The 23,338-nt window shown below is 35.3% G+C and carries 12 protein-coding genes; 8 read left to right on the top strand and 4 right to left on the bottom strand.

Annotated elements, in window-relative coordinates:
* Positions 1-62: 62 nt before the first annotated feature.
* The 5 genes from AVL50_RS08250 (at position 63) to AVL50_RS08230 (ending at position 7,351) form a co-directional block, all read left to right on the top strand.
* Positions 63-1,010 (top strand): AraC family transcriptional regulator, encoded by a 948-nt coding sequence (locus tag AVL50_RS08250; RefSeq protein WP_062616016.1) that lies wholly within the window; start codon positions 63-65, stop codon positions 1,008-1,010.
* Positions 1,011-1,031: 21 nt separating this feature from the next.
* Positions 1,032-3,371, top strand: coding sequence for a TonB-dependent receptor (locus tag AVL50_RS08245; RefSeq protein ID WP_062616015.1), 2,340 nt, complete (start codon positions 1,032-1,034; stop codon positions 3,369-3,371).
* Between the two features lie 23 nt (positions 3,372-3,394).
* Positions 3,395-4,636 (top strand): DUF4374 domain-containing protein, encoded by a 1,242-nt coding sequence (locus tag AVL50_RS08240; protein ID WP_062616014.1) that lies wholly within the window; start codon positions 3,395-3,397, stop codon positions 4,634-4,636.
* Between the two features lie 106 nt (positions 4,637-4,742).
* Positions 4,743-5,888 (top strand): PepSY domain-containing protein, encoded by a 1,146-nt coding sequence (locus tag AVL50_RS08235; protein WP_062616013.1) that lies wholly within the window; start codon positions 4,743-4,745, stop codon positions 5,886-5,888.
* 440 nt (positions 5,889-6,328) lie between these two features.
* The gene (locus AVL50_RS08230; RefSeq protein WP_062616012.1) at positions 6,329-7,351 is read left to right on the top strand and encodes a LacI family DNA-binding transcriptional regulator; all 1,023 of its coding nucleotides are present in this window, start codon (positions 6,329-6,331) and stop codon (positions 7,349-7,351) included.
* A 479-nt stretch (positions 7,352-7,830) separates the two neighbouring features.
* On the opposite strand, the gene AVL50_RS08225 is transcribed toward AVL50_RS08230, so the two are convergent.
* Positions 7,831-8,301 carry a GNAT family N-acetyltransferase gene (locus AVL50_RS08225; protein WP_062616011.1) on the bottom strand — a complete coding sequence of 157 codons (471 nt, stop codon included), beginning with the start codon at positions 8,299-8,301 and terminating at the stop codon, positions 7,831-7,833.
* A gap of 174 nt (positions 8,302-8,475) precedes the next feature.
* On the opposite strand from AVL50_RS08225, the gene AVL50_RS08220 reads away from it, so the two are divergent.
* Together AVL50_RS08220 and AVL50_RS08215 are read left to right on the top strand one after the other, a co-directional pair.
* Positions 8,476-9,549, top strand: coding sequence for a type IX secretion system membrane protein PorP/SprF (locus AVL50_RS08220; protein ID WP_062616010.1), 1,074 nt, complete (start codon positions 8,476-8,478; stop codon positions 9,547-9,549).
* A gap of 18 nt (positions 9,550-9,567) precedes the next feature.
* Positions 9,568-15,261, top strand: coding sequence for a PKD domain-containing protein (locus AVL50_RS08215; protein ID WP_062616009.1), 5,694 nt, complete (start codon positions 9,568-9,570; stop codon positions 15,259-15,261).
* 43 nt (positions 15,262-15,304) lie between these two features.
* Here the strand turns inward: AVL50_RS08215 and AVL50_RS08210 are convergent, their stop codons facing one another.
* The 3 genes from AVL50_RS08210 to AVL50_RS08200 all read right to left on the bottom strand — a co-directional run bounded on the left by AVL50_RS08210 (position 15,305) and on the right by AVL50_RS08200 (position 20,197).
* Positions 15,305-16,804: a sulfatase-like hydrolase/transferase gene (locus AVL50_RS08210; protein ID WP_063850612.1), complete on the bottom strand. Its 1,500-nt coding sequence runs from the start codon at positions 16,802-16,804 to the stop codon at positions 15,305-15,307.
* 195 nt (positions 16,805-16,999) lie between these two features.
* Complete coding sequence (locus AVL50_RS08205; RefSeq protein ID WP_062616008.1) at positions 17,000-18,637, bottom strand: sulfatase; 1,638 nt, start codon at positions 18,635-18,637, stop codon at positions 17,000-17,002.
* A gap of 39 nt (positions 18,638-18,676) precedes the next feature.
* Positions 18,677-20,197, bottom strand: a complete 1,521-nt coding sequence (locus AVL50_RS08200) for a T9SS type A sorting domain-containing protein (RefSeq protein ID WP_062616007.1) — start codon at positions 20,195-20,197, stop codon at positions 18,677-18,679.
* A gap of 770 nt (positions 20,198-20,967) precedes the next feature.
* On the opposite strand from AVL50_RS08200, the gene AVL50_RS08195 reads away from it, so the two are divergent.
* Positions 20,968-23,334, top strand: a complete 2,367-nt coding sequence (locus tag AVL50_RS08195; protein WP_062616006.1) for a PDZ domain-containing protein — start codon at positions 20,968-20,970, stop codon at positions 23,332-23,334.
* Positions 23,335-23,338: the final 4 nt, after the last annotated feature.

The raw sequence follows: 23,338 nt of genomic DNA, 5'->3' as shown, positions 1-23,338 counted from the left end.
ATAAGTATAGTTTTGTTTCCGTAAATAAATCAATTACAAAAACACAAATATCTCTCTCTAGCATGGAGAAAATTGAAATATCAGAACTATCCTACTCAAAAAACTTAGAAGAACTTACTAGAGTCTCTCATACCAATATTAATGAAAACAGTAAGTTGAGGAAAAGCAGTAAGTGGAACACCAACACGGCAAGCGGAGCTGTGAAGGAGTTTTCTTTTGCTTCATACCAATTAAAATACATCACCTTAAAAACTTATCAAGAAACTATTTTTCATTTAGACGACAACAGTTATTACATGATTTTTAGTTTAAAGGACAATGGGATCACTATTCAGAAAGATCAGTCACTTTCTGTAGAGGAAGGGATCATTATCAAGCAAAAGAAATTGGAGTTTTTATGCAGGGAAAATAAAAAAATTGAACTCTTGGTCTTATCCTTTAATAAAACATTTTTTGAACCTTCATTTGAAAACGCATCACAGATTTTCAAGGAAATTTTTCCCAATAATGTGTCAACCTCTTTCGAGCTGAACAAAAAGATCCAAGAAATTCTCTGGGATATTATTGAGAATGATAAGTCAGGTGATAGCGAATATTTGTATGTAAATGCTAAAATTTATGAACTGATCACTGAAGTATATGAATTAAGGTTTCCTGTAGAAAATACGCAAGACGAAAAGCAGGAGAAACTACTTAAGGTGAAAAGTATTATTACAAATAATTTGGAACACCAGTATTCTATCCCAGACTTATCCAAAAAAATTGGCATGAATGCCTCTTATCTAAAACGAAATTTTAAAGAAGTATTTAATGAAACCATCTTCGAATTTGCCAATAGGAAAAGAATGCAGAAGGCACAGGTTTTATTAGTCTCAACAACGCTTCCTATAGCCATTATTTCAGAGAAAATAGGCTATCAGCACGCGTCACATTTTTCCTATGCTTTTAAAAACAGCTTGGGAATAACACCTAATAAATATAGAGCTCAACACAAACAAAATGAGGCTTAATCCTCCAATAGAATCAAATTAATGAAAACATTCATCTCACTTCTATTCTTACTTTTTGTAGGTTCTACTGCTTTTGCCCAAAATAAATTATCAGGGACAGTAGTAGATGATGCGAACAAAGCGGTCTCCTTTGCAACTGTTCATGTGAAGGAACTAAAGAAGACCACACGAACAGACATTAATGGCCATTTTTCTTTTGAAACTTTAAAGGCAGGTACTTATACGTTGCAAATTACTTTTGTGGGTTTTGAAGCTTTTGAACAAGCTGTTAAGGTGCCAATGAAAAGTCCTTTGAAAGTAGGACTGAAATCTTCGACTACAAAGCTGGATCAAGTCACTATTTATGGTAAATCTGATGCAACTTTGCTTAGAGAAGAGGCATATGCTGTAGAAGTTATAGAAACCGAGTTGTTTAAAAATACAACTGTAGATGCTAGTCAGTTATTAGGTAGAATCTCTGGTGTTAATATCAGACAAGACGGAGGTTTAGGTTCAAATTTCAGCCTTTCATTAAACGGTCTTTCAGGTAATAGAATTAGAACTTTTATTGATGGGGTGCCCATGGACTATTTTGGTTCGTCTCTGACTTTAAACAACTTTCCTGTCAATTTAATTGAAGGAATTGAAGTTTACAAAGGTGCTGTTCCAATTCACCTTTCTTCTGATGCATTGGGTGGTGCCGTTAATATTATTACTTCAAAAAGGCCAATTAATTATTTAGATGCTTCTTATTCCTATGGGAATTTCAATACACATAGGGCTTCATTTAACACACAGTACCATCATAAGAACACAGGCTTTACAGCAAGTATAAAATCCTTCTATAACCATAGTGATAATGATTATGAAATGGATGTTCACCTTCTGGATTTTGAAAGTGGAAAACTGGCAGATGAACCCACAAAGGTCCGAAGATTTCATGATGCTTATACCTCAAAAATGGTTTGGGGAGAAGTTGGTTTTATGGGGAAGAAGTTTGCTGACGAGTTAATGGTAGGAGTGATGTACTCTGATAATTATAAGGAAATACAACAAAATCCTTATGCAACTGGTGTGACTTCATTTCCCAATGGAGAAGCGTACATTCAAGAAGATAAACTGATCTATAATTTCACTTATCATAAGAAGAATCTTTTTTGGAAAGGCTTCAATGTAAACAGTTATGTAGTATATGTAGACTCAAAAACAAATACTGTTGATGTGTGTCCACACCGTTATGATTGGTTGGGTGGGTATGAGGAAAATGCTCATGTCACTACTGGTGAAATGGGTAGAAAATCAGACCTGCTTTTTTATCAGAAAAATCTTCTTGGAAACTTTAATGCTGAATATGCATTAACCAACAATCATAGTATTGCGGTGAATTATTCCATGAATAAGTTATCAATAAAAGGAGAAGATAAGTATCAGCCTCAAAATAATACGCAATTCTCTGAACCTAATGATGTTACAAAACAGGTGATAGGTGCATCTTATACCTATTCTGCTTTTGAAGATAAATGGAGCAATATCGTTTTTGGTAAGAAATATTTCTACGATCTTTTTGCTATTCAATCCAATTTCCAAGGTACAGAATCAGAAGAGTTTAAATATGTCAATGACGCTAATGGTTATGGATTGGCGAGTACTTTCAAACTGAATAAAATTCAATTGAAAGCTTCTTATGAAAAGGCGTACCGTTTCCCTGAATCGTATGAATTATTTGGAGACGGATTGAATGTAATACCTAATCAAGAATTACTACCCGAAGAAAGTGATAACCTTAATGTAGGTGTACGATTTAGTTCAGAACCTGGAAAATCAAATAGGCTTCATTTAGAAGTCAATGGTTTCATCCGAGGTACTAAAAATTATATTCGTTTTGAACCAAGAATGAACAGAAGCTATTACTTGAACGATAAAAGTGTAAGGGCAAACGGAGTGGACTTGACATTAAACTACAACATCAAAAATACTTTTAATATAGGCTTTGCAGGTACCTATCAAGACTTAAGAAATAATGATTCAGAGTCCGCATTTTATAGAGATAGAGTACCCAACGAGCCTTACCTTTTTGGCAACCTTACGTTGAGTTTCAACAAACAGCTCCGAAGAAGGCAAAGCATTGCAGTGACAACAATATCAAGATACGTTCATGACTTTTATTTCAAGTGGCCAAGCCTAGGTTCAGAGTCTTCAAAGGCGGAAATTCCAAGTCAACTTACTCACAATATAGACATTACTTACACTTTGAAAGACGGAAGATATAACCTGTCTCTCTTGTGTACTAATATCCTTGATACAAAGGTTTACGATAACCTTAATCAACAAAAACCTGGTCGTGCATTCAGTATAAAAGCACGTTATTTTATTCAGAATTAAAATTTAACAAACATTTTTTCAACATGAAAAAGCAATTTTTACAACTCATCTTTACTGGACTTTCACTTTTCTCTTTCTTCTCATGTGAGGAAAGTAGTAATACTACTACTCCTGCTGAAGAACAGAAATTTGTTTTAGGCATTGAGGCAGAAGGTGGTCAGGATGTTCTTTTGACAGCAGATACAATTTTTCAAGGAGAGATTTCTCCTATTGGAAATGGATTGGAACAACCTGCATGGATGTCATTTTTCAAGGCGGGAGATATGATTATTGCAGCCGGATATACAAGTGATAATATTTTTACGGGCTACAGCTTAAGCGGTGAAGAAGGACAATTGATCAATGAAGGACAATTGATTACCGATCAAGGTGTGTATGCCACTACAAATGTGGATGACAATTACTTTATTGCCATTGGTTCACCTCGCGAAGGTTTTGAAGAAAGAACAATCTATCTGATTGACAAAAATGACATGTCAATAGAAAGCAGAGCCAAAACGAGAATTGATGAAAGAAGAGAAGAAGATCTAGTGGCTTTTCCTACAGGTGTTTCTGTTGTAGGTGATAAATTATTTCTCTCTTATTTCTTGACAGGTACAGGTGAAACGGTGCCGGCATTTGCAACTCCAAAAGCCGAAACTGCAAAAATTGCTGTTTATGACTACCCTTCTATGGAGTTTGTAAAATTGATTGAGGATACTAGAACTTCAGAAATTGGTAGATATACTTCAGACTTTTCTATGCAAGAAGATGAAAATGGCAACATCTATACCTTCTCTACTTCATCATTGGCTTGTGGTTTCTTGCCTACGCCAACTACTCCTTCAGGTTTCTTAAGAATCAAGAATGGTGAAACAGATTTTGACTCTGATTATTTCTTCAATTTCCAAGAAAAAAGTGGTGGTTATAAAATCAATACTGCTGTATACCTTGGAAATGGAAAAATGTTAGTTCGTGCCGTAATGAGTGATTTGGTACATTGGTCTGCTTATTCACCTAATATTGAAGCTGGTTCAGAGCATTTAAGCTTTATGATTGTTGATTTAAATGATCAATCAGTAACTCAAGTGTCTAATATTCCAATGACTGGCGGTGGCTGGGAAATGGCAGCTTTAGTGAAAGATGGAAAAGTATATGTAAATGTATCGAACTCTAATGGAGCTAAGATTTATACTATTGATGTTGCAACAGCCAAAGCTTCAGAAGGTGCAAGTATCGTAGGTCACTATACAAAAGCCATCTTCGAGTTGAATGTTGCAGAGTAATTCAAATAAGACATTTTGGGTTGGACCCTAATTACAATGTACAAGCCAAACCTTGAAAACTTGGCCATAGGGTTTCCTATGGCCATCTTCTAATTATACCCATCCTATGACACTAAAAAAGATTATCGGAAAAATACATTTATTATTAGGCCTAGTTTCGGGACTGGTAGTATTTATTGTTTCAATTACAGGAGCCATCTATGCTTTTGAACACGAAATACAGGAATTAATTCAGCCTTACAGATTTGTAAAAGAAGTGAAAGGTGAGGTGCTTCCTCCTTCTGAAATCAAAAAGATTGCATTAAAAGCCACAGACGGTATGAAGGTACAGCGTATCTATTACGAAACACCTCAGAATGCTTCGATGGCTTTGCATTATGCAGATGATGCACCCTACTTTTATTTGACTTTTATCGATCAATATACTGGTGAAGTTTTAAAAGTTAAGAACCTCAGAACAGACTTTTTTACTGTTGTTCTTTATCTACATATCTCTTTACTATTGCCTTATGGAGAACAAATAGTAGGGGTCTCAACACTTGTATTTCTTGTGTTATTAATTTCAGGAATGGTTTTATGGTGGCCTAAAAACACAAAAAAGAAAGCCTTAAAACAAAAATTCAAAATAAAGTGGAGTGCAAGATGGAGAAGACAGAATTATGATTTGCATAGTGTATTAGGTTTCTACGCTACATGGATTCTTATTTTTACGGTCATCACTGGTTTGGTTTGGTCTTATTCATGGTTTGAAAAAGGGGTTTATTTTGTTTTATCAGGAGGAAAAACTATGGTAGAACAAAGAGAGTTACTGTCTGATGCTAGTATTAAATTTGATTCTACATCAACAACAATTGATCAAGCTTGGAATAAAGTCTTGAAAGAGGATGAAACGATTTTAGGTTCCGCTATTTACATTCCTCAAAAGAGTGAAGATATAATTAAGATCTATACAAGTCCCGAACATGGACAATATGGAAAATTAGATTGGAGGTATTTTGATCAGCATACTTTAGAAGAGTTTTCAGTAAATGATTACCGTGGAAGATACAAGGATACAACTCTAACGGATAAAATTATCCGTCTGAATTATGATATACACACTGGAGGAATTTTAGGTCTGGCAGGGAAGTTCATTATGTTCTTTGTATCTCTTATAGCAAGTAGTTTGCCGGTTACAGGTTTTTTACTTTGGAGAGGTAGAAAGAAAAAGAAGAAAACAGTAAGAAAAGAGAAAACGTTGGAAATGGTATAAGAGTACGTTTTAAATTTCTCTTTTACAGTGATTTAGTGTTATTGAAAGTTAATGTCGATAGGGTGAAAGTAGGGCCTCATTGTATTACTATTGACAATAAGATCATAGTAATAGTATTAAACTACAGACTTTAATTATCGAATAGGGTTTTCTTTGATAAACAGATTAACACAAACTTTTGGAGATAAAATAGCACTTAAACTCCGACTTTTTAATCTATTCAAGTATCAGTAAATACAGATTACACTTAGAGCATTAAGTTGTAAATGGCGAGAAGCCTTCTCTATCATGGAGGGGCTTCTTTTTTGTCCATAAAAATCTCATTCATGTTATTTTCAAGTTAGATGATTTTCATCTGTCAACCTTACAAAGAGGGGAGAGGAGTATAAACCTTCTATGAAAAATGATATATTTGTAGAAGTCAAACAACAATTTTTTTCATGGGCAAGGTATATACAATTCACGACATCGCAATTCGGCTTAACATTTCAAAATCTACAGTTTCAAGAGCCTTGAGAAATCACCCTGATGTGAGTAAAGAGACGAAAACTCTTGTCCATGAGATGGCGGCGAAACTGAATTATCAAAAGAATATTTTAGCGTCAAATTTAGCAAGTAAAAATACCAATTTGATAGGTGTTGTGATACCAGAGATTGCCCGTCAGCACTTTTTTGCCCAAGCATTAAGTGGCATTCAAAAAGTAGCCAAGGAACATGGTTATATTGTGATGGTCTGTCAATCCAATGAGGAATACGAAGAAGAAATTAATCAAGTAAATGCGTTGGTAAACAGTAGAGTAGCGGGTATTTTAATTTCATTATCGAAAGAAACCAATGACTATCAACACATCACCAACGCTCAAGATAGAAACACTCCAGTCGTTTTATTTGACAGAGGAACTGACAAGATTGAGATTTCACAAGTATTGGTGGACGATTACAAAGGAGCTTATGAGATCACTTCCCATTTGATAGAAAAAGGATACCAAAATCTAGCACACCTCAGTGGGCCAATGTCTTTGTCAATTAGTCAAAAAAGGTACAAAGGCTTTATGGATGCTTTAAAAAATGCCGGACGATCTACGACAGATGCTTATGTACTTCAGTGTGATAATCTGAGTTTGGATGCCAAAGAAGCAACGGAACGTATTTTAGCCTTGAAAAAAAGACCTGATGCCATTTTTTGTATGAGTGATTATATGGCGATCCAAGTATTGAAAGAGCTTAAAGCCAAGGGAATTAAAGTGCCAGAGGAAATTGCCTTGGCAGGTTTTGCTGGTGATCCGATAACCGAAATTGTAGAACCCCAACTTTCTACGGTAGAACAGCCCGCCTTTGATATTGGTGTGCAAGCGGCCAAAAGATTAATTATGGAAATTGAAACTGAAGACAGGGAAACGCTTGGGTTTATTCATAAAATATTGAATACAAACTTATTGGTTAGAGAGTCTACATCAGTTTAATTATACTAAATTCTTTTATGAATAAAGTGGTTGCTTATTGTGGTTCGTTAGGATGTTATAATGCAATATTCTTACAGCACATCACTTTAGTAGATTATTCTAAGTATATGGCAAAAATTGATTGAATAGTTTTTCTAGCTGTGAATCAAATTTATTTTATAAGCATTGAGAGAGTATTTCGTAAAAGATACATCATAAGCATTAGTTGACCCGCCTTTGAAATAATTTGTGACTTTAAAAGTAGGTAAATGTATTCATGATTGTTTGAAAGGATTTAAAACCACTTTCTTCCACATCATTATACAATCTAATTAGTTTCAAGTTTGCAACTTTCTACTTGTGATACCTTCTTTAAAAAAATAGATGTGATGCATGGATAATTTATTAGCCTTATGAATATTTCTGAGACCAATAAAGTATAAAATCGATTATTTGTTAGTAACTCTCGGATAATGATCATGTTATGATAGAAATTGAGATTATGGTATCAACCGCTTTGTGTAAGTAACTTTATCATCACCTTCAGCCCAAAAATCTTTCAGTACAGCTTCTTTCTTATAACCTAATTTTTCATAAAAAGTGCGGGTTAACGTAAAGGCATCAGTTCCGGAAGTGTCAACAATTAGAATTCTAGCACCATTTGTAGAAAGATATTCTTCCAAGAAAGCCATCATTTCTTGCCCTATTCCTTTCCCTTGATGAGAAGCGTGAATACCAATTGCATAAAGGTTGAAAGTGCCATCGGTAAATTTTTCAGGAGCACAAAACCCAATACCAATAGGGATATCATTGATCAATGCTGTAAACCAAATCTCCTCTGAGTTTGAATTCTCAAAATAATCTGAAGACATTTCTTCTAACATTTCTGCAGGAAATAATTCTATGGATTGAAGCACCTTTTTTAAGTCATTTAAATCTTCTTTTTGAATGAGGCGGATTGTATATTTCATGCGTGTTTTAATTTAAACGGTTTCATTATGAAGGAATGCGAACCCAAAATACATAAATTTGAAGGTGTATAAATCTCAAACTATTAATTCTTGCCTAAGAAACTTAAAAAAATCAAAATATTACGTAGATTTGAAGTGTTCAACAACCAATTTTTTTGAGAACAAAGCAAAACTATGTCTTACAAACTACTTTACTTTATTGTATGTCTTCACATTGTGAATTTACTTTCCTTATCTGAAGCAGATGTACAGGCGCAAGACGCACAGTTATCACAATATTATGCCTCCCCACTTTATTTGAACCCTTCTTTAGCAGGAACAAGCGGAGACGGCAGAATAAATCTGAATTATAGAAACCAATGGATTGGCGTTCCGCTGAATTACAATACTTTTTTAGCGTCATTTGATACACCTATTCCTAAAAAGAATATTGGTGTAGGTTTTTTAGCACATCAAGATGTACTGGGAGTCACTTCAGGTACGGCTATGACACGATTTTCATTCAATCTTACAGGAGCTTACCACTTAAAAATTAACAAGAAATATAGCTTGAGTTTTGGATTACAAGGTGGATTTGAGCAATCTACATTAGGCTTCAATAATTTTATATTTAATGATCAGATTGATAACGACGGTAATATTGGAAACTCTACTGCCGATCGTTTGACAGATCAAAACAAAATTTATCCTGATGTGTCTTCGGGATTGATGCTTTACTCCAATCAATTCTGGGTGGGTGCTTCAGTTTATCATATGAATCAACCGAATATTTCCCGTCTTCAGAACGGGGCAGATATTCTTCCACTTCGATTCAGTGTGAATGCCGGATATAAAATCCCTTTGACCTATAAGTGGAAAGGAGCTATTGCCAATTATGATGACAAAACCATCAGTTTGATGATGCATTATCAATCACAGGGCACAGGTGATCAGTTAAGTTTGGGCGCCACTTTAAATTACAATCCTATCATTTTTGGGATGTGGTACAGAGGTTTGCCTGTAAAAGCAAACGGACATCCAGATCAGATCAATCAAGATGCTTTTGTAGTGATGTCGGGTGTAAAGTTGAACCGATTTACTATTGGATATAGTTTTGATTTACCGATTGGGGGACTCACTCTGGGGGAAGGAAACTCTCATGAAATATCCATTAGCTACAACTTGAATTTCTATCCTAACTACTACAAAAAAAGGAACTTGAAAAAAGAAATTCCAAGCCATGCAAAATGTCCAATACCATCCATTTAATTTCAGTAAACTAACAATATGAAAAGCAAGCTTTATAATTTCGTATTACTTTTATTTATTATCCTCTGTTTACCTCAGTTTTCATTTGCTCAAAAGCTTATGGCTAGTGCTTCTGAAGGTATGTCAGGAGGAGAGGACATTACAGAAAAAACAATAGATCGCTGTAAGACTTATTATTCGTATTTTTATATCGGTGATGAGGGAAATGGAACGATTTCCAATGTATCATGGGACTTTGGAGACACCAATACTTCCACAGAGCGAAATCCATTTCATACTTTTCAGACAGATGAAGAAAGAACCTTTAATTTGGTGGTGACCTTTACACAAAACGGCACTTCAAAATCATTGAAAGCGACTATTAAAATATCCAAATCTCCAGAAGTGAGTTTTACGGCAAGCACAACAGAAGGATGTGATGGAACACAAGTTTCTTTTGCGGTAGAATCCTCTATAGAATTAAGTGATGTGCAATTTATTCTCAATGGTCAGGTATTGGATGAAAACGAATATTCGAGAGCATTGCCGGCTAGGGATCAACCCTATATTGCAACTATCCGTGGTAAAACAGCCAACGGTTGTGATATTGAAGAAGTGCAGGAATATATCACTATTTCTGATTTAATCTTACCAAGTATAAGCCCTTCTGAGGTGATTACTTGTGCCACTTCGGTGAATCAAACGTTTAAGGCTTCGGCAATTTTTGATAAAACAGGAAAAACAGTGGCAAGCGGAATGTCTTACGAATGGGATTTTGGAGATGGTAATTCTGGACAAGGTGAAGAAGTGACGCATTATTATGATACCTCAGGTGGAGATCATTACACAGTGACAGTGAAAGCTACTTATGGTGGGTGTACACAAACGGCTACCGTTCCTGTTGTTTTAGATGCAGGTACAAATATGTTTTATTATGAATTACCCGATACTTATTGTGCTTTTTATCCTGTATCCTTTATCCCTGATTTACCAGAGAACCTTAAAGATCAAGAAATTGTTTGGAGTTTTGGAGGTGGAAATATTATTACCTCACAGCTTCCAGACACAGTAACGTATAACTTTACGAATACAAGTAACTTTACGCAGATTGTTACAGTGACTGCTTATGTTGGAAAAAACTGTAGCTATTCACAGGTCATTAATATTCCTCCAATGGAACTCTCGGATATTACAATTAAGGCCGACAGAGAGGTCTTTTGTACCGAAAACTATTCTGTTAACCTAAGCATCAATAATTTACATGATGTGACAAACTTTTTCTGGAGAATAAAAGATACCGATAAAAAGCTTTATGAAAATGAGTTGAAGCCTACTTTTACATTAAGTGGGTATGGTGAACATACGATTGAATTGGTAGGTAATGATGCAGGAGAATGTGTCATTAATGAAATTGATATTTATTCTTATCCCATTACTGCAGAAATAATTGATGTTTATAGTGATTGTGCACCTCACACGTTAGAAGTTGGATATGTATTGACTCAAAATGAAATGGTTGCATCCGATAATTCGGCATCGAGATCATGGGAGGCTATAGGAAGAAATACGGGTGCAAAAGTGTCTGGTACAGGAAAACGTTTTGAGATGAAAAACCTTGCTGCGGATATTTATGATCTAAAAGTGACAATAAATTTTGCTGCTGGATGTACAGTCACAGCAACAGATGAACTGCAAGTAGGTGAGCCTGTAAAAGTAGATTTTGAAGTATTGGATGGTCCCGATTTTTGTAATGGTGCACTTGTTCATTTCAATAACACAACAGACTTGGGAACAATTGATGAAGCAGAAGTCACTTACCTTTGGGATTATTTTGGTGATGGAGCATGGACTTCTTCAATTGATGCTAATGGTTATCAAACCTATGATCATCTAGAGCCAGGGGAATATACTGTTGGTTTAAAAGCAGTTCAAGATGGATGTGAAGGTGATCCTGTTTATAAGACCATCACAATTTTAGAGCCTCAAGCTAATTTTGTATTAGGGGTCACAGAACTTTGTAATCCTGAGAAAGTATACATCGAAAATATCTCAAAAGGAGCTGAAACGGGAAGTGATTATGTATGGGAAATAATAGTGGGTCTAGATACCGCCAATATCATTACAAAAGACATTAATGAGGACATTGTTAATCACCCTGATTTTCTTGCTTTAGGTATTGATTACGGGGATGAAATTAACGTTAAACTGACTATTGAAAACCAAGCTTCTGTTCCTTCAGTCCCTACAGAAGGATCAAGTTATTGTATTCATAGTTATTCCAATTCAATTTCTATAGCCGTAAAACCAGAACCAATTGATATTCACTGGGATTTTACATTATATGATGATATTGGAAATTATACTAATCCTACTGAAATCTGTCAAGGTACTGGATTGTATTTTGATCCAAAAGTAACCGATTCAGGATATTACAGCTGGTCTTTTAGAAAAGAAAATACATCAATTCGTTTGTATCCTTATTACAACAGTAGAACGCCTTATATGAATTTTCATGAGGCTGGAAATTGGATTATAGAGTTAACCGCTTATTATTACAATGGCTGTTCAGAAACCGTAGAGCAAGGTTTGATTACGGTTCATGCTATGGACATCACTGTACGATCAGATGAGTATGCAGTATGTTTAGGAGAAGAGGTTACGTATTCATTAAGTGCAAGTTCAAGAATTGAAGCTCCCAATCCAAGTTGGGCTTGGTATGTCAATGGGGAAATGGTTGAAAGTGGAACAGGAAAAGACGTTCCAGATTTAAAATATACGTATGATACTTTAAAGGTGCCACAGAGTTGGAGTAATGAGGTGTATCTTCAGGTCTCTTCAGATTTGACCAATTGTGAAATCAATTCCTATAATGTATATACGCTGGTGACAAAACCTATTATAGATTTCTCAAGTGATGCATCTGAATACGTCAATTTTAATTTTCAATGTGATTATGTTGAAACCTATATTGATCCAAACATCTCAGATACTACTGTATATTATCCAGATTATGCAACTTATAAATGGAAAGTAAGAGACCCTTCTGGCGTCACTTCTTCAGTAAGTGAAAGCGACAGACTGAACGGTGTTTTCAGGTTTGATGCATTTTCAGCAGGCACACACACCATGGAACTTGAAATCATTGATTTTTATGGTTGTAGCACCACAGATTCTATCACTTTTGAGGTGCCAGATTTGCCACTAGGAGAGGCCCATTTTACGGCTTCTGACTCTGTGCTTGATTGCCCAGCAAAAGTTGATTTTATAGATAAAGCAGATGGGACTGAAGGTAATTCAGTCTTAAGGAAATATGCTAATGGTGATGATGTGCCTATTTATCAATGGATTTGGACAGTGGAACAAGATGGTTTGATTGTCAATACTATAGAAATGTATACAGGTGAATTGGAATATTATTTTGGACCTGGTGATTATGAAGTTCGCCTTGAAACCATTGATGTTCAAAGTTGTTCCAATCACTCAGAACCTTTTGCAGTGAGTGTGAAAGGTGTAAGTGGCTCATTTTATATTAATAAAAAAGCAGGATATGCACCACTCACCACTGAGATGATTGCACTGCCAGCTTTTGTATCAAGTGAAGTAAAAGAAATTGGATACATTTGGGCATCCGGCGATGGTTATGAAGGGGTTGATTCTCTTCAAACATTTACTTATACCAATGATTCCAATTGGGTGTATTCACCAAAACTTATTTTTGAATCTACACTCGATCTTGGAGATGGAGTGGAAGCGAAGTGTAATTATGATGCAATTACGGATGAAACAGTTACGATTTTTAAGAAGCCGGAATTGAGTATTGATGATATTATTGTCTGTATTTCTGAAGAGACTTATACTGTAAAAGGATACGATGAGAACTTTCATCCAGCGGATCTTTATGTGGAAGATAAGTTTAGCTATAAGGCCACCACAAAATATCAATGGATTGTGGATGGGGAAGAAATTCCTGCTGAAAATGGAGGTGCAGATTCAGTAGCAACTTTTTCTTATGGTACTTCAGGAGGGTATTTTGAAGTCAATCCTAATCATCCAGGAGGGAGAGATTATACCTTAGAAATATGGATAGATGCAGTATATGAAGATTTTATCAATAGTGAAAATAATCATACTGATACAAAAGTGGCCTTTTCCACAAGGACTTTCAATGTGAAGTTTGAACCATCACCGAATGCTGTAATTGCGAACCTTTCTGAGGCTTGTGTTTTAGATTCAGCACTTTTGGATGCAAGTCAATCTAATTTTGAACCTTTCACATACGGTGAGATTTCAGAGTATACTTGGGAGTTTTTACTAGATGGTAAATTAGTGGATAGTTTTTCAACTCCTGATTCCATTTCATATTATAAATTTCCAGAGGCAGGGATTTATACCGTTAACTTAACGGTCACTACTGAAAATCTTTGTGCTGAAGATTCTACTTCTTCTTCAGTCGTGGTTTATCCATTGCCTGTGGTCAATTTTGAAGCACCTGATGTTTGTATTGGAGAAGAAACGGTATTTACCAATACTTCTACTTTTAATGGAATAGATATTAATACAGACCCGTCTATTGTAAAAGGGTTTGAGTGGTATTTTGATTGGGAGAATGATTCGACTGCAGTAAGTTCAACAGCAGTTTCTCCAACTTTCACCTATGCTAAAGCTGGAACTTATAAAGTTAAATTATTGATACAATCTTATAAAGGCTGTGTAGAAGAGATCATACAAGATGTTTATATAAGCGATTATCCTTACTTAGAGCAACAGGAGGCTTTTTATCTTTGTGAAGGGTCATCAACTACTTTGTCTGTAGAAGGAGGAACTGTTTTTGAATGGAGTACGGGGGAAACCACATCGAGCATTACTGTTACACCGACTGAAGAGACCACAGTTTATACTGTAAAGGCATGGAATGATACAGGGTGTTTTACCGAAGATAGTGTAACAATCCATAGTATTTTACTACCAAAACCTGAGCAATCAACATATTATGCTTGTGAAGGAGAGAGCATTGAAATTGATGGAACTATCATTGGCTTTGAAGGTACTATTGGTCAATATCAATGGTCTGAAGGTACCGCTGGTCCTAAAATCACAGTGTCAGAACCGGGCATTTATACTATGACAAACCTTGTAACACACGATCTTTCAGGAGTTGAATGTTTAATTACACATGAATATGAGTTTTTACACAGACCTTTACCTCCTGAATTTGAAGTGCAAGACACGCTATTTTGTTTTGAAGAATTAAATGAAATTGTAATACAAGCACCTGAAGGTGAAGGATACGTTTATGCTTGGGAAGATTCTGATGAAACCACCTCTTCAGTAACACGTTTTGAAGGAGGAGAGTATACTGTACGTATTGTAGATACCTCAACAGAAGATAACTGTGAGACTGTTACTTCCATGGTGGTGACAAGAGGTTGTCCTCCAATTTTCTTTAATCCAACGGCCTTTACACCTAACTCGGATGGTGTAAATGACGAATTCATTATACGTTCAAAATACGCTGTCAACTTGAAAATGACCGTTTATAACAGCTGGGGAGAAATTATTTTCCATGCTGATTATAAAGATTCCAATGAAGCACAGCAAGAAGGTGTAGGTTGGAATGGTACTTATCAGAATAAATTGGTGCCAGCATCGGTTTATACAGTCATCATAGAATATGAAAGTGAATTCTTTGGAACGCAACATAGAGATGCAACTCATGTTACTGTAATTAAGTAATACAAAAAAAGAGAGCTCGTTTAAAAAGCTCTCTTTTTTGCCTTTATTTCATCTCGCTTATATTAGAGAAAAAAGCATTATAATTTTCCGTTACATCCAAAGGATCATGAAGCTCTTTCTGAAGTTCCTTGAATTTCATAAATAACTTATCCGCAATTTTTCTGTATTTTTTCTGATGGGCCAAATCATTCATTTCATTAGGGTCTTTCTTCATATCATACAATCTCACTTTATTGATAATGGGATAGATCATTAATTTATAACGATCCGTTCTTATCATACGTTGAGCATTCAAATACGCACTGTAAATTGCTTCGTGTCCCTTTTTCTTTCCCGATAGGATAGGCATTAAAGATTGAAAATCTACGTCAGCATCACTTCCCGCTATATCCAAAGCAGTGGCCATAACATCTTGCAAGTAAACTTTCTCATTGATAGTTTTCCCTTTTTTAATTCCTGGACCAGCTATAAACAGAGGAACACGAACACTAGCATCATACAAATTTTGCTTGCCTACAAACCCATGATCGCCCATAGCCAAACCATGATCAGCAGTGAAAATGATATAAGTGTTCTCTTTCTTCCCACTCGCCTCAATAGCGTCAAGCACCTTCCCAATTTGCTCATCCATATGAGTGATGATGGCATAATATTCTTGTCGGTTGACTTTTACAGCATACTCCGTTCTAGGAAATGGTGCCAGCCGCTCATCCCTTAATTCTCTTCCAGAAGCTATACCTTCATTATAAGGATATTCTGGGATATAAGAGGCCGGTAGTTTGATATTTTCAGTCGGGTACATATCTACAAACTTCTTAGGAGATTGTCGAGGATCATGAGGTGCATTAAACCCTAAATAGATGAAAAAAGGATCTTCTTTTTGAGAGGCCAAATCAATGAAGTTTACGGCATTTTCACCTACCACTTCACTCCAGTGTTTTCCCCCTTTCCAATAGCCACCAAACTTCTCATCGTAAGGTTTCCATTCATCTTCATGACCTTCCAAAAATTTTCGAGCATACCTTTGTCTTGACTGCTTTGGCATTCCGCCTTTCACAAATCTAGTAACATCAAAAACGCTGTCAGCATCTACCTCAACATGCCACTTTCCAGTGAGATAGGTAGTATAACCGGCTTCTTTCATATAAGAACTCCAATACCCTTCAGCTTCAGCATGCTCAATATCAAAAGCTTTCATGTCTTTATGCATGTATTTTTCTTCCGGTTGAGGAAGCTTTTTTTGATAAGATGCCGCTGTCCATAAAGATTTACCCGTATTCAGCATCGTTCGGCTAGAAACACATACGGCAGGGCTCCAAGAACCCATATTATAGGTATGCCAAAACGTAGTGCCTTGGTTTCTTAAGCGGTCCAGATTTGGTGTTTTAATTTCATTATTGTTGAAAGAACCAATACTCTCAAAGGTTTGATCATCCGCAAAAATAAATACGATATTCGGTTTGCTGTCCGTTTGTTGTGCCAAAAGATTGAAAGAGTAAAGTAGGCACATCACACAGGTTGATGCAATTTTGTAATAATTCATTTGATGTATAATTTGTTTGTGTAAGTATTAGGAGAACTATATTTAGGTGTTTTTGAAAAGGGAAGAGGGATGAGGGAATGTGGCCTGTATTATGATTCAAGAACCATTTTTCTTAACTCTTAACTCTTAACTCACAATTCTTCCCTCTTCCCAAAAATTGCCCAACTTTTTCTGTCCTACTCCTAGTTTCAGTTTTTACCAAAACTCATTACCCTTATCCACTTTAATATTTTGATGCTGTTGGATAAATTGCTCAGCGAGTTCAGGAGAATCTTTGTATTTCAGTTTCAGTTGATCTAATTGTTCCTTCAATTCGTTCACTACATCTGCATATTTCTCATCATGATAAATATTGTTCATTTCACAAGGATCGTTGAGTCTGTCGTATAGTTCCCATTCATCCACATCATAATAGAAATGAGCAAGTTTATACTCTTTAGTGGCGATGCCGTAATGCCTCTTCACCATATGTACACTTGGGTATTCATAGTAGTGATAATACACTGCCTCTCTATTCCATTTTTCTTTTTCAGCCATTAAAAGTGGCATTAAACTTTCACCTTGCATGTCTTGAGGAGCCTTGATCTCTGCCGCTTCCAAGAAAGTTTGTGCAAAATCTAAATTTTGAACCATCTCATTTTCAGTAGTTCCAGCTTTTACTTTGTCTGGCCAACGTACTATAAGAGGTGTTTTGAAAGATTCATCATACATAAATCGTTTATCAAACCAGCCGTGTTCTCCAAGGTAAAATCCCTGATCAGAAGTATAAACCACAATTGTATTTTCAGCCAAACCACTTTTATCTAAGTAATCTAACACTCTACCCACGTTGTCATCAACAGAAGAGATACAAGCCAGATAATCTTGCATATACCTTTGGTATTTCCATCTCATTTTATCTTCATCATTCATTGTCGGCCACTCTTTCTCAAAAACTTCATTGATGGAATCAAGTACTACATTATACAGCTTCTTTTGTTCCTCAGTCGCTCTATTAAAAGGACCATAAAAACCATTTTGAAATTCTTCCACAACGGGCGTCACCTTACTGCCCATTTTTTCCAACAGCTCTGGACGAATTTTACTATCATGACTGTACATCATATGCGTCAACAAATTCATTTCTGCTGTTTTCGCCGCTGTACCTCTGTTCTGATAAGTATCAAATAAAGATTTAGGCTCAGGGAACTGCTTTTTCGTGTATTCCTCAAACTTCTCAGGACTAGGCCACCATGGTCTGTGGGGTGCCTTGTGCAAATACATCATCATAAAAGGTTTACTTTCATCACGTTTGTTTTTCAGCCAGTTTAAAGTGAGGTCCGTAATGATGTCTGTTACATAACCAACAATGGTTGTATCACCCCTTGGAGTGTGAAAATCGGGGTTTAAATAATACCCTTGGTCAGGCAGAATCATAAACTCATCAACCCCTTTTGGATTATTCCCAAAATGAAGTTTTCCAAACATAGCGGTCTGATAGCCATTTTGTTGGAAGATCTGAGGGAAAGTGATTTGTGTAGTATCAAAAGGCATCAAGTTATCAATTTTACCATTGATATGAGAATGCTTACCCGTTAAAATTGTCGCCCTTGAAGGAGCACAGATAGAGTTGGTCACACAAGCATTTGTAAATATCATTCCTTCATCAGCCAACCGGTCAATATGAGGGGTGTGATTCAATTTTCCTCCATACGCACTGATGGCTTGGTAAGCGTGATCATCAGACATAATGAAGAGAATATTTGGTCGTTTTGCCGTTTCAGTGGCTTTTTCACAGGAAGTGAATGCCATTATCGCTGTCATGATCAACAGTGATATTTTTTTTGTATTCATAATTTTTAGTTTTAATTTTCTTGAAATGAGGGCGAACTATTATTTGATAAGTTTCCCTTTAAAGATTTTAGAATTGTCCAACGTTATAATGTAGTGGTAATAGCCCGACGGTATTTCTTGTACATTGATTTCATTTTTGTCATTAGTTTGAATGATTTTATTGCCCTTTAAGTCAAACATCTCAAATTGTAAAGTGCCGTATTGTTGTGAAGCGTGTATTTTAAGAAAGTCTTTCACTGGATTAGGAAATACAGTCACTTGAAGGATCGGATTGTCATTGCTCAATAAAATATCATCTTCAGAATAGAATAAATATGATTTATGATTGGGTGACCATACAGCTGTGGAATTACTCCATTGGTATACACCCTGATATTCTAGATATCCAATTGAATTGTAAGACTGTGAAAGTTTTGATGCACCAACCCATTCACCCTTCTCCCAAACGTATTTTTCTTTATTAATTTGACGACCATTTTCATTAAAAGCTATAAGGTAGAGCTGATTATTGTCCCATTCTTGTTGTTCAGTATTCCAAGTTTCAACAAGTTGCTCTACATTATACTGATCCTGATCGTAGGTGTATTGAGTTCTTAATGATGCTATCCATCCCATCACATATTGGTATTTAAATTCAGTTTTTACCATCAGCTGATTATGGACATTATAACTTGCTTCTTCTTTCTCAATCGACAGCCATTCATAGGAAATCCATTGGTAGTAAATTTTTTCAATCACATTTGAACTTTCATCATACTTGAATTCATATTTTGTATCATTTACCCAATTTTGAAAAGAAGCATCTATAATAGACACCGTTTGAATCGATGTGTTATTGGTATAGTCGAAGTTATGTTCTTCCTTTCTTATAGCTACCCATTCATCCAACCAATTATATAAGGTATACAGCTCTAAATCATTTTGCTGATTATAGTGAAAAGTTTCTTTGGTAGATTCTTCCCATTGATTCGAGTCAGTATTCCAAGTGTAAGCTATTTTTTGAGTGAATTGATTTTGTGCACTAAAACTGCTCTCTACTTTTGAAACGCCCACCCAATTGTTGAGCACATTCTCCCATTTATAAAAATAAGAGGAAAGTACATTTCCAGAAGTGTCATATTTCTTTTCACTTTTATAAGTACCCTTCCATTTTTGAGCAATTGCATCCCATTGATAAGTCACAGATAAAGCCAAGTTTCCATACTCATCATATTCATAACTATTTTTCCTGTACCTTGACCAATCTTTTGCTTCCGTTTCCCAATTAAAATTAAAAGCTTGAGTCGTCCTATTATAAGCATCAAATTCATAAATCGTTTTTGACACAGGTGTAGAATCTGACGCATTAGAAAAGGAGTAAGAGATAAAAGTATTGGGTACTTTTTCTTCTTGCTTATTACTATTAAAGGTTGATATTAAACTAATGTATTTATCACCCATTTCCAGAGGGAGAGGGGAGTTGTAGTAGTCACTTTTACTTTGTGCAAATACATCAAATTGAATCATAAAAGTGACAAACCCAATGTACAATACTTTGAAAAGAAAATTGAATTTCACCATACTAATTTTTTACGTTGCTTATGTATCAATGCGTAGCCTGCTAAAATCGGTCTGAGCAGAGGTAATATTTTATGTATTGTATCTGAATAAGAGAATACGTTTTAAAAAATAATTTATAAAATCAAAAAACATAAAACAGTGTATGCAATTTCGTTATTCAGCGAATAATAGAATTGAAATTTAGAGAATTTAAGGGGATACTGATGTATCAATATGGGTATACATATGTAATCTACCATTGATAATCAGTGTTTTATGAAATTAATATTCTTCAGATATTTTTGTAATCGCTTTTCTTCTTGTTATAATTGTAATGTAGCTTTTCAAAAGAGAAACACTAAAATTTGAAAAGAGATATTTTTTAAAGTTGTTATTTATATAAGTCTAAAATTACTTTGATCTAATGATGTTATTGATGAATATATATATAAATAGAGCAAGATTTTTTAATCGTCAAGGACTCCACACAATTGATTGTTTATCTAGGAATAATGCAGTCGATTGCACAAGTAATATAGGAGTATTAATGTCTATTTATAAGTATATTAAGGTGGTTTTTGTCGGGTTTAAATATAATGTCTACCTTCAAAAAATTAAAAATATAGCCTACAATCAATGCAATCGATTGTATTTTTTGAAAAATCTCTTGGATTATAAAATTTAGCTTAATAAGTTTACGACACAATGAAGAACAATCCCTGAAATTTTGTTTATTTTCTCTTACTGCAAGCAATCGATTGTTCACTTGGTTTTCTCTCAATAATTATGAAATGATGAATAAGTTTATTTTACTATTATTAATAGTTTTTGCTCAAACTATTCCTTCAATTGCTAAGGAAGTAATCCTAACGGTTACGAATAATTTAACCTCTCATAATGAGGCTGAGTTAGTGTTCTCTGATGTTCATGAGGCAGTAAAGCAAGCGTATGTTTTGAAGCAAAAAAATGTAGCAACATCTATTGTCATCAGTATTGAAGAGGGAGAATATTACTTAAGAGAGAGTATTAAAATCGACGCCCAGTTAAGTGGGTTGACCATCAAAGCAAAGCAAGGGGATAAAGTGACTTTAAAAGGGTCAGCTCCTTTGAAATTAAAATGGAAAAAACATAAAAAGGGAGTGTATGTGGCTAAAATAGAGGAAGATATCGATTTTGATCAATTGATTATTAATGGTCAACCTCAAATTTTAGCAAGGTACCCCAACTATAATGAAGAGGGTGGATATTGGCAAGGACATGCGAAAGATGCTATTTCTGCTGAACGCATTTCCACTTGGAAAAACCCTAAAGGAGCAATTTTTCATGCAATGCACGGTGGTAAGTGGGGAGGATTCCATTATTTGATAGAAGGAGTGGATCAAAATGGACAAGCAATTCTATCAGGAGGTAAACAAAATAACAGACCATCAAAACCTCATGAGGAATTGAGAATGGTAGAAAATGTGTTGGAAGAGTTAGATAGTCCACACGAATGGTACCTAGATAAGGAAGATAAAAAACTTTATTTTTATCCAAGTAAAGAAATTGACCTTTCTAAAGTAGTTGCTGAAGGGGTGGTTTTAAAAGAATTAATTCGAATTGAAGGTACTGAAAATCAAATTGTTGAAGATGTTTCAATTCAAGGAATCAAGTTGGAGCACACAAAGAGAACATTATTTGAAGAATACGAACAACTACTAAGAAGTGACTGGTCAATTTATAGAGGAGGAGCAATTTATTTAAGTAATGCGAATAATTGCGCTATTCAAAATTGTGAGTTGACCAACCTTGGAGGGAATGTAATTTTTGTCAGTGGACGCAATCAAAACCATTTAATCAGCGGAAATCATATCTATAATTGCGGTGCAAGTGCCATAAGTTTTGTAGGAAAATCCTCAGCTGTACGCTCTCCATCGTATACTTATAGAGAGTATGTAAAATTGAGTGATATGGATAAAGTTTGGGGACCTCAATCCAATGATTATCCTACAAATTGCGTTGCTGATGACAATTTAATATACCGCATCGGAAGAATTGAAAAGCAGACTGCGGGCGTACAAATTGCAATGGCTATGAATATCACTGTGAGTCATAATAGTATTTATGAAGTGCCAAGAGCTGGAATTAATATCGGTGATGGTACTTGGGGTGGACACGTTTTGGAGTGCAATGATGTGTTTGATACAGTGTTGGAAACTGGTGATCATGGTTCATTCAACTCTTGGGGTAGAGATCGCTTTTGGCATCCTAACAGAAAAGAAATGAATAAGTTAGTTGAAAACGATGTCACTATGCCTTACTGGGATGCCTGCAATACGACGGTGATCAGAAATAATCGTTTTAGATGTGATCATGGATGGGACATTGATTTAGACGATGGGTCAACAAACTATCACATTTACAATAATTTATGTCTTAATGGAGGAATTAAATTGAGAGAAGGGTTTGGTAGAAGAGTGGAAAACAACATTATGGTCAATAATTCTTTGCATCCTCATGTTTGGTTTAAAGCATCTGAAGATGTGTTCAAAAGAAACATTGTTCAGGATAGTTATAAAGATGTTGGAGTAGAAGAGTGGGGACGAGAAATGGATTACAATTTATTTCCGTTTGAAGAATCATTGATGAAAGCACAAGTGTATGGGATTGAAAAACACAGTGTTTATGGAAATCCTGCTTTCAAGAATCCTGAGGCATTAGATTTTTCAGTCAAAGAAAATTCAAAAGCATTAGAAATTGGTTTCGTGAATTTTTCAATGACCGCTTTTGGAGTTAAAAGCCCAGCATTAAAAGCAATGGCGAAAACACCAAAAGCACCAGTTCTGACAGAAAAGAGAGTGTCCTCAACAGAAAGCCCAACAGTGGAATGGCTGAGAGCAAAATTAAAAAATATCGAATCTAAAGAAGAGCAATCTGCTTATGGATTGGAAAATGACAATGGAGTAGTGGTGTTGAATATAGGTGCTCACAGTTTGGTTGGAAAATCTGGAATGAAAAAGAGAGATGTCATTTTAGAGGTAGAAGGAACGAGAGTGGCTGATCTAAAAGAATTTTTTAATGTGTTAAAGGAAAATAATAGCAAATCAAGTATAAGTATAATAGTTATGAGAAATCAAGAAGAACAAGAATTTAAGGTTCTTCTGAAAGAGATAAGATAGCTAA

The organism is Flammeovirga sp. SJP92, from assembly GCF_001583495.1.
Classification (GTDB): Bacteria; Bacteroidota; Bacteroidia; order Cytophagales; family Flammeovirgaceae; genus Flammeovirga.
This window is presented reverse-complemented; position numbering and strand designations above follow the sequence as displayed.

Bases quoted from the DNA above. Each gene is read 5' to 3' on its own strand.
- AVL50_RS08215 (WP_062616009.1), top strand. From the start codon at position 9,568: ATGAAAAGCAAGCTTTATAATTTCGTATTACTTTTATTTATTATCCTC.
- AVL50_RS08225 (WP_062616011.1), bottom strand. From the start codon at position 8,301: ATGAAATATACAATCCGCCTCATTCAAAAAGAAGATTTAAATGACTTA.
- AVL50_RS08205 (WP_062616008.1), bottom strand. From the start codon at position 18,637: ATGAATACAAAAAAAATATCACTGTTGATCATGACAGCGATAATGGCA.
- AVL50_RS08200 (WP_062616007.1), bottom strand. From the start codon at position 20,197: ATGGTGAAATTCAATTTTCTTTTCAAAGTATTGTACATTGGGTTTGTC.
- AVL50_RS08220 (WP_062616010.1), top strand. From the start codon at position 8,476: ATGTCTTACAAACTACTTTACTTTATTGTATGTCTTCACATTGTGAAT.
- AVL50_RS08240 (WP_062616014.1), top strand. From the start codon at position 3,395: ATGAAAAAGCAATTTTTACAACTCATCTTTACTGGACTTTCACTTTTC.
- AVL50_RS08250 (WP_062616016.1), top strand. From the start codon at position 63: ATGGAGAAAATTGAAATATCAGAACTATCCTACTCAAAAAACTTAGAA.
- AVL50_RS08210 (WP_063850612.1), bottom strand. From the start codon at position 16,804: ATGAATTATTACAAAATTGCATCAACCTGTGTGATGTGCCTACTTTAC.
- AVL50_RS08235 (WP_062616013.1), top strand. From the start codon at position 4,743: ATGACACTAAAAAAGATTATCGGAAAAATACATTTATTATTAGGCCTA.
- AVL50_RS08230 (WP_062616012.1), top strand. From the start codon at position 6,329: ATGGGCAAGGTATATACAATTCACGACATCGCAATTCGGCTTAACATT.
- AVL50_RS08245 (WP_062616015.1), top strand. From the start codon at position 1,032: ATGAAAACATTCATCTCACTTCTATTCTTACTTTTTGTAGGTTCTACT.
- AVL50_RS08195 (WP_062616006.1), top strand. From the start codon at position 20,968: ATGATGAATAAGTTTATTTTACTATTATTAATAGTTTTTGCTCAAACT.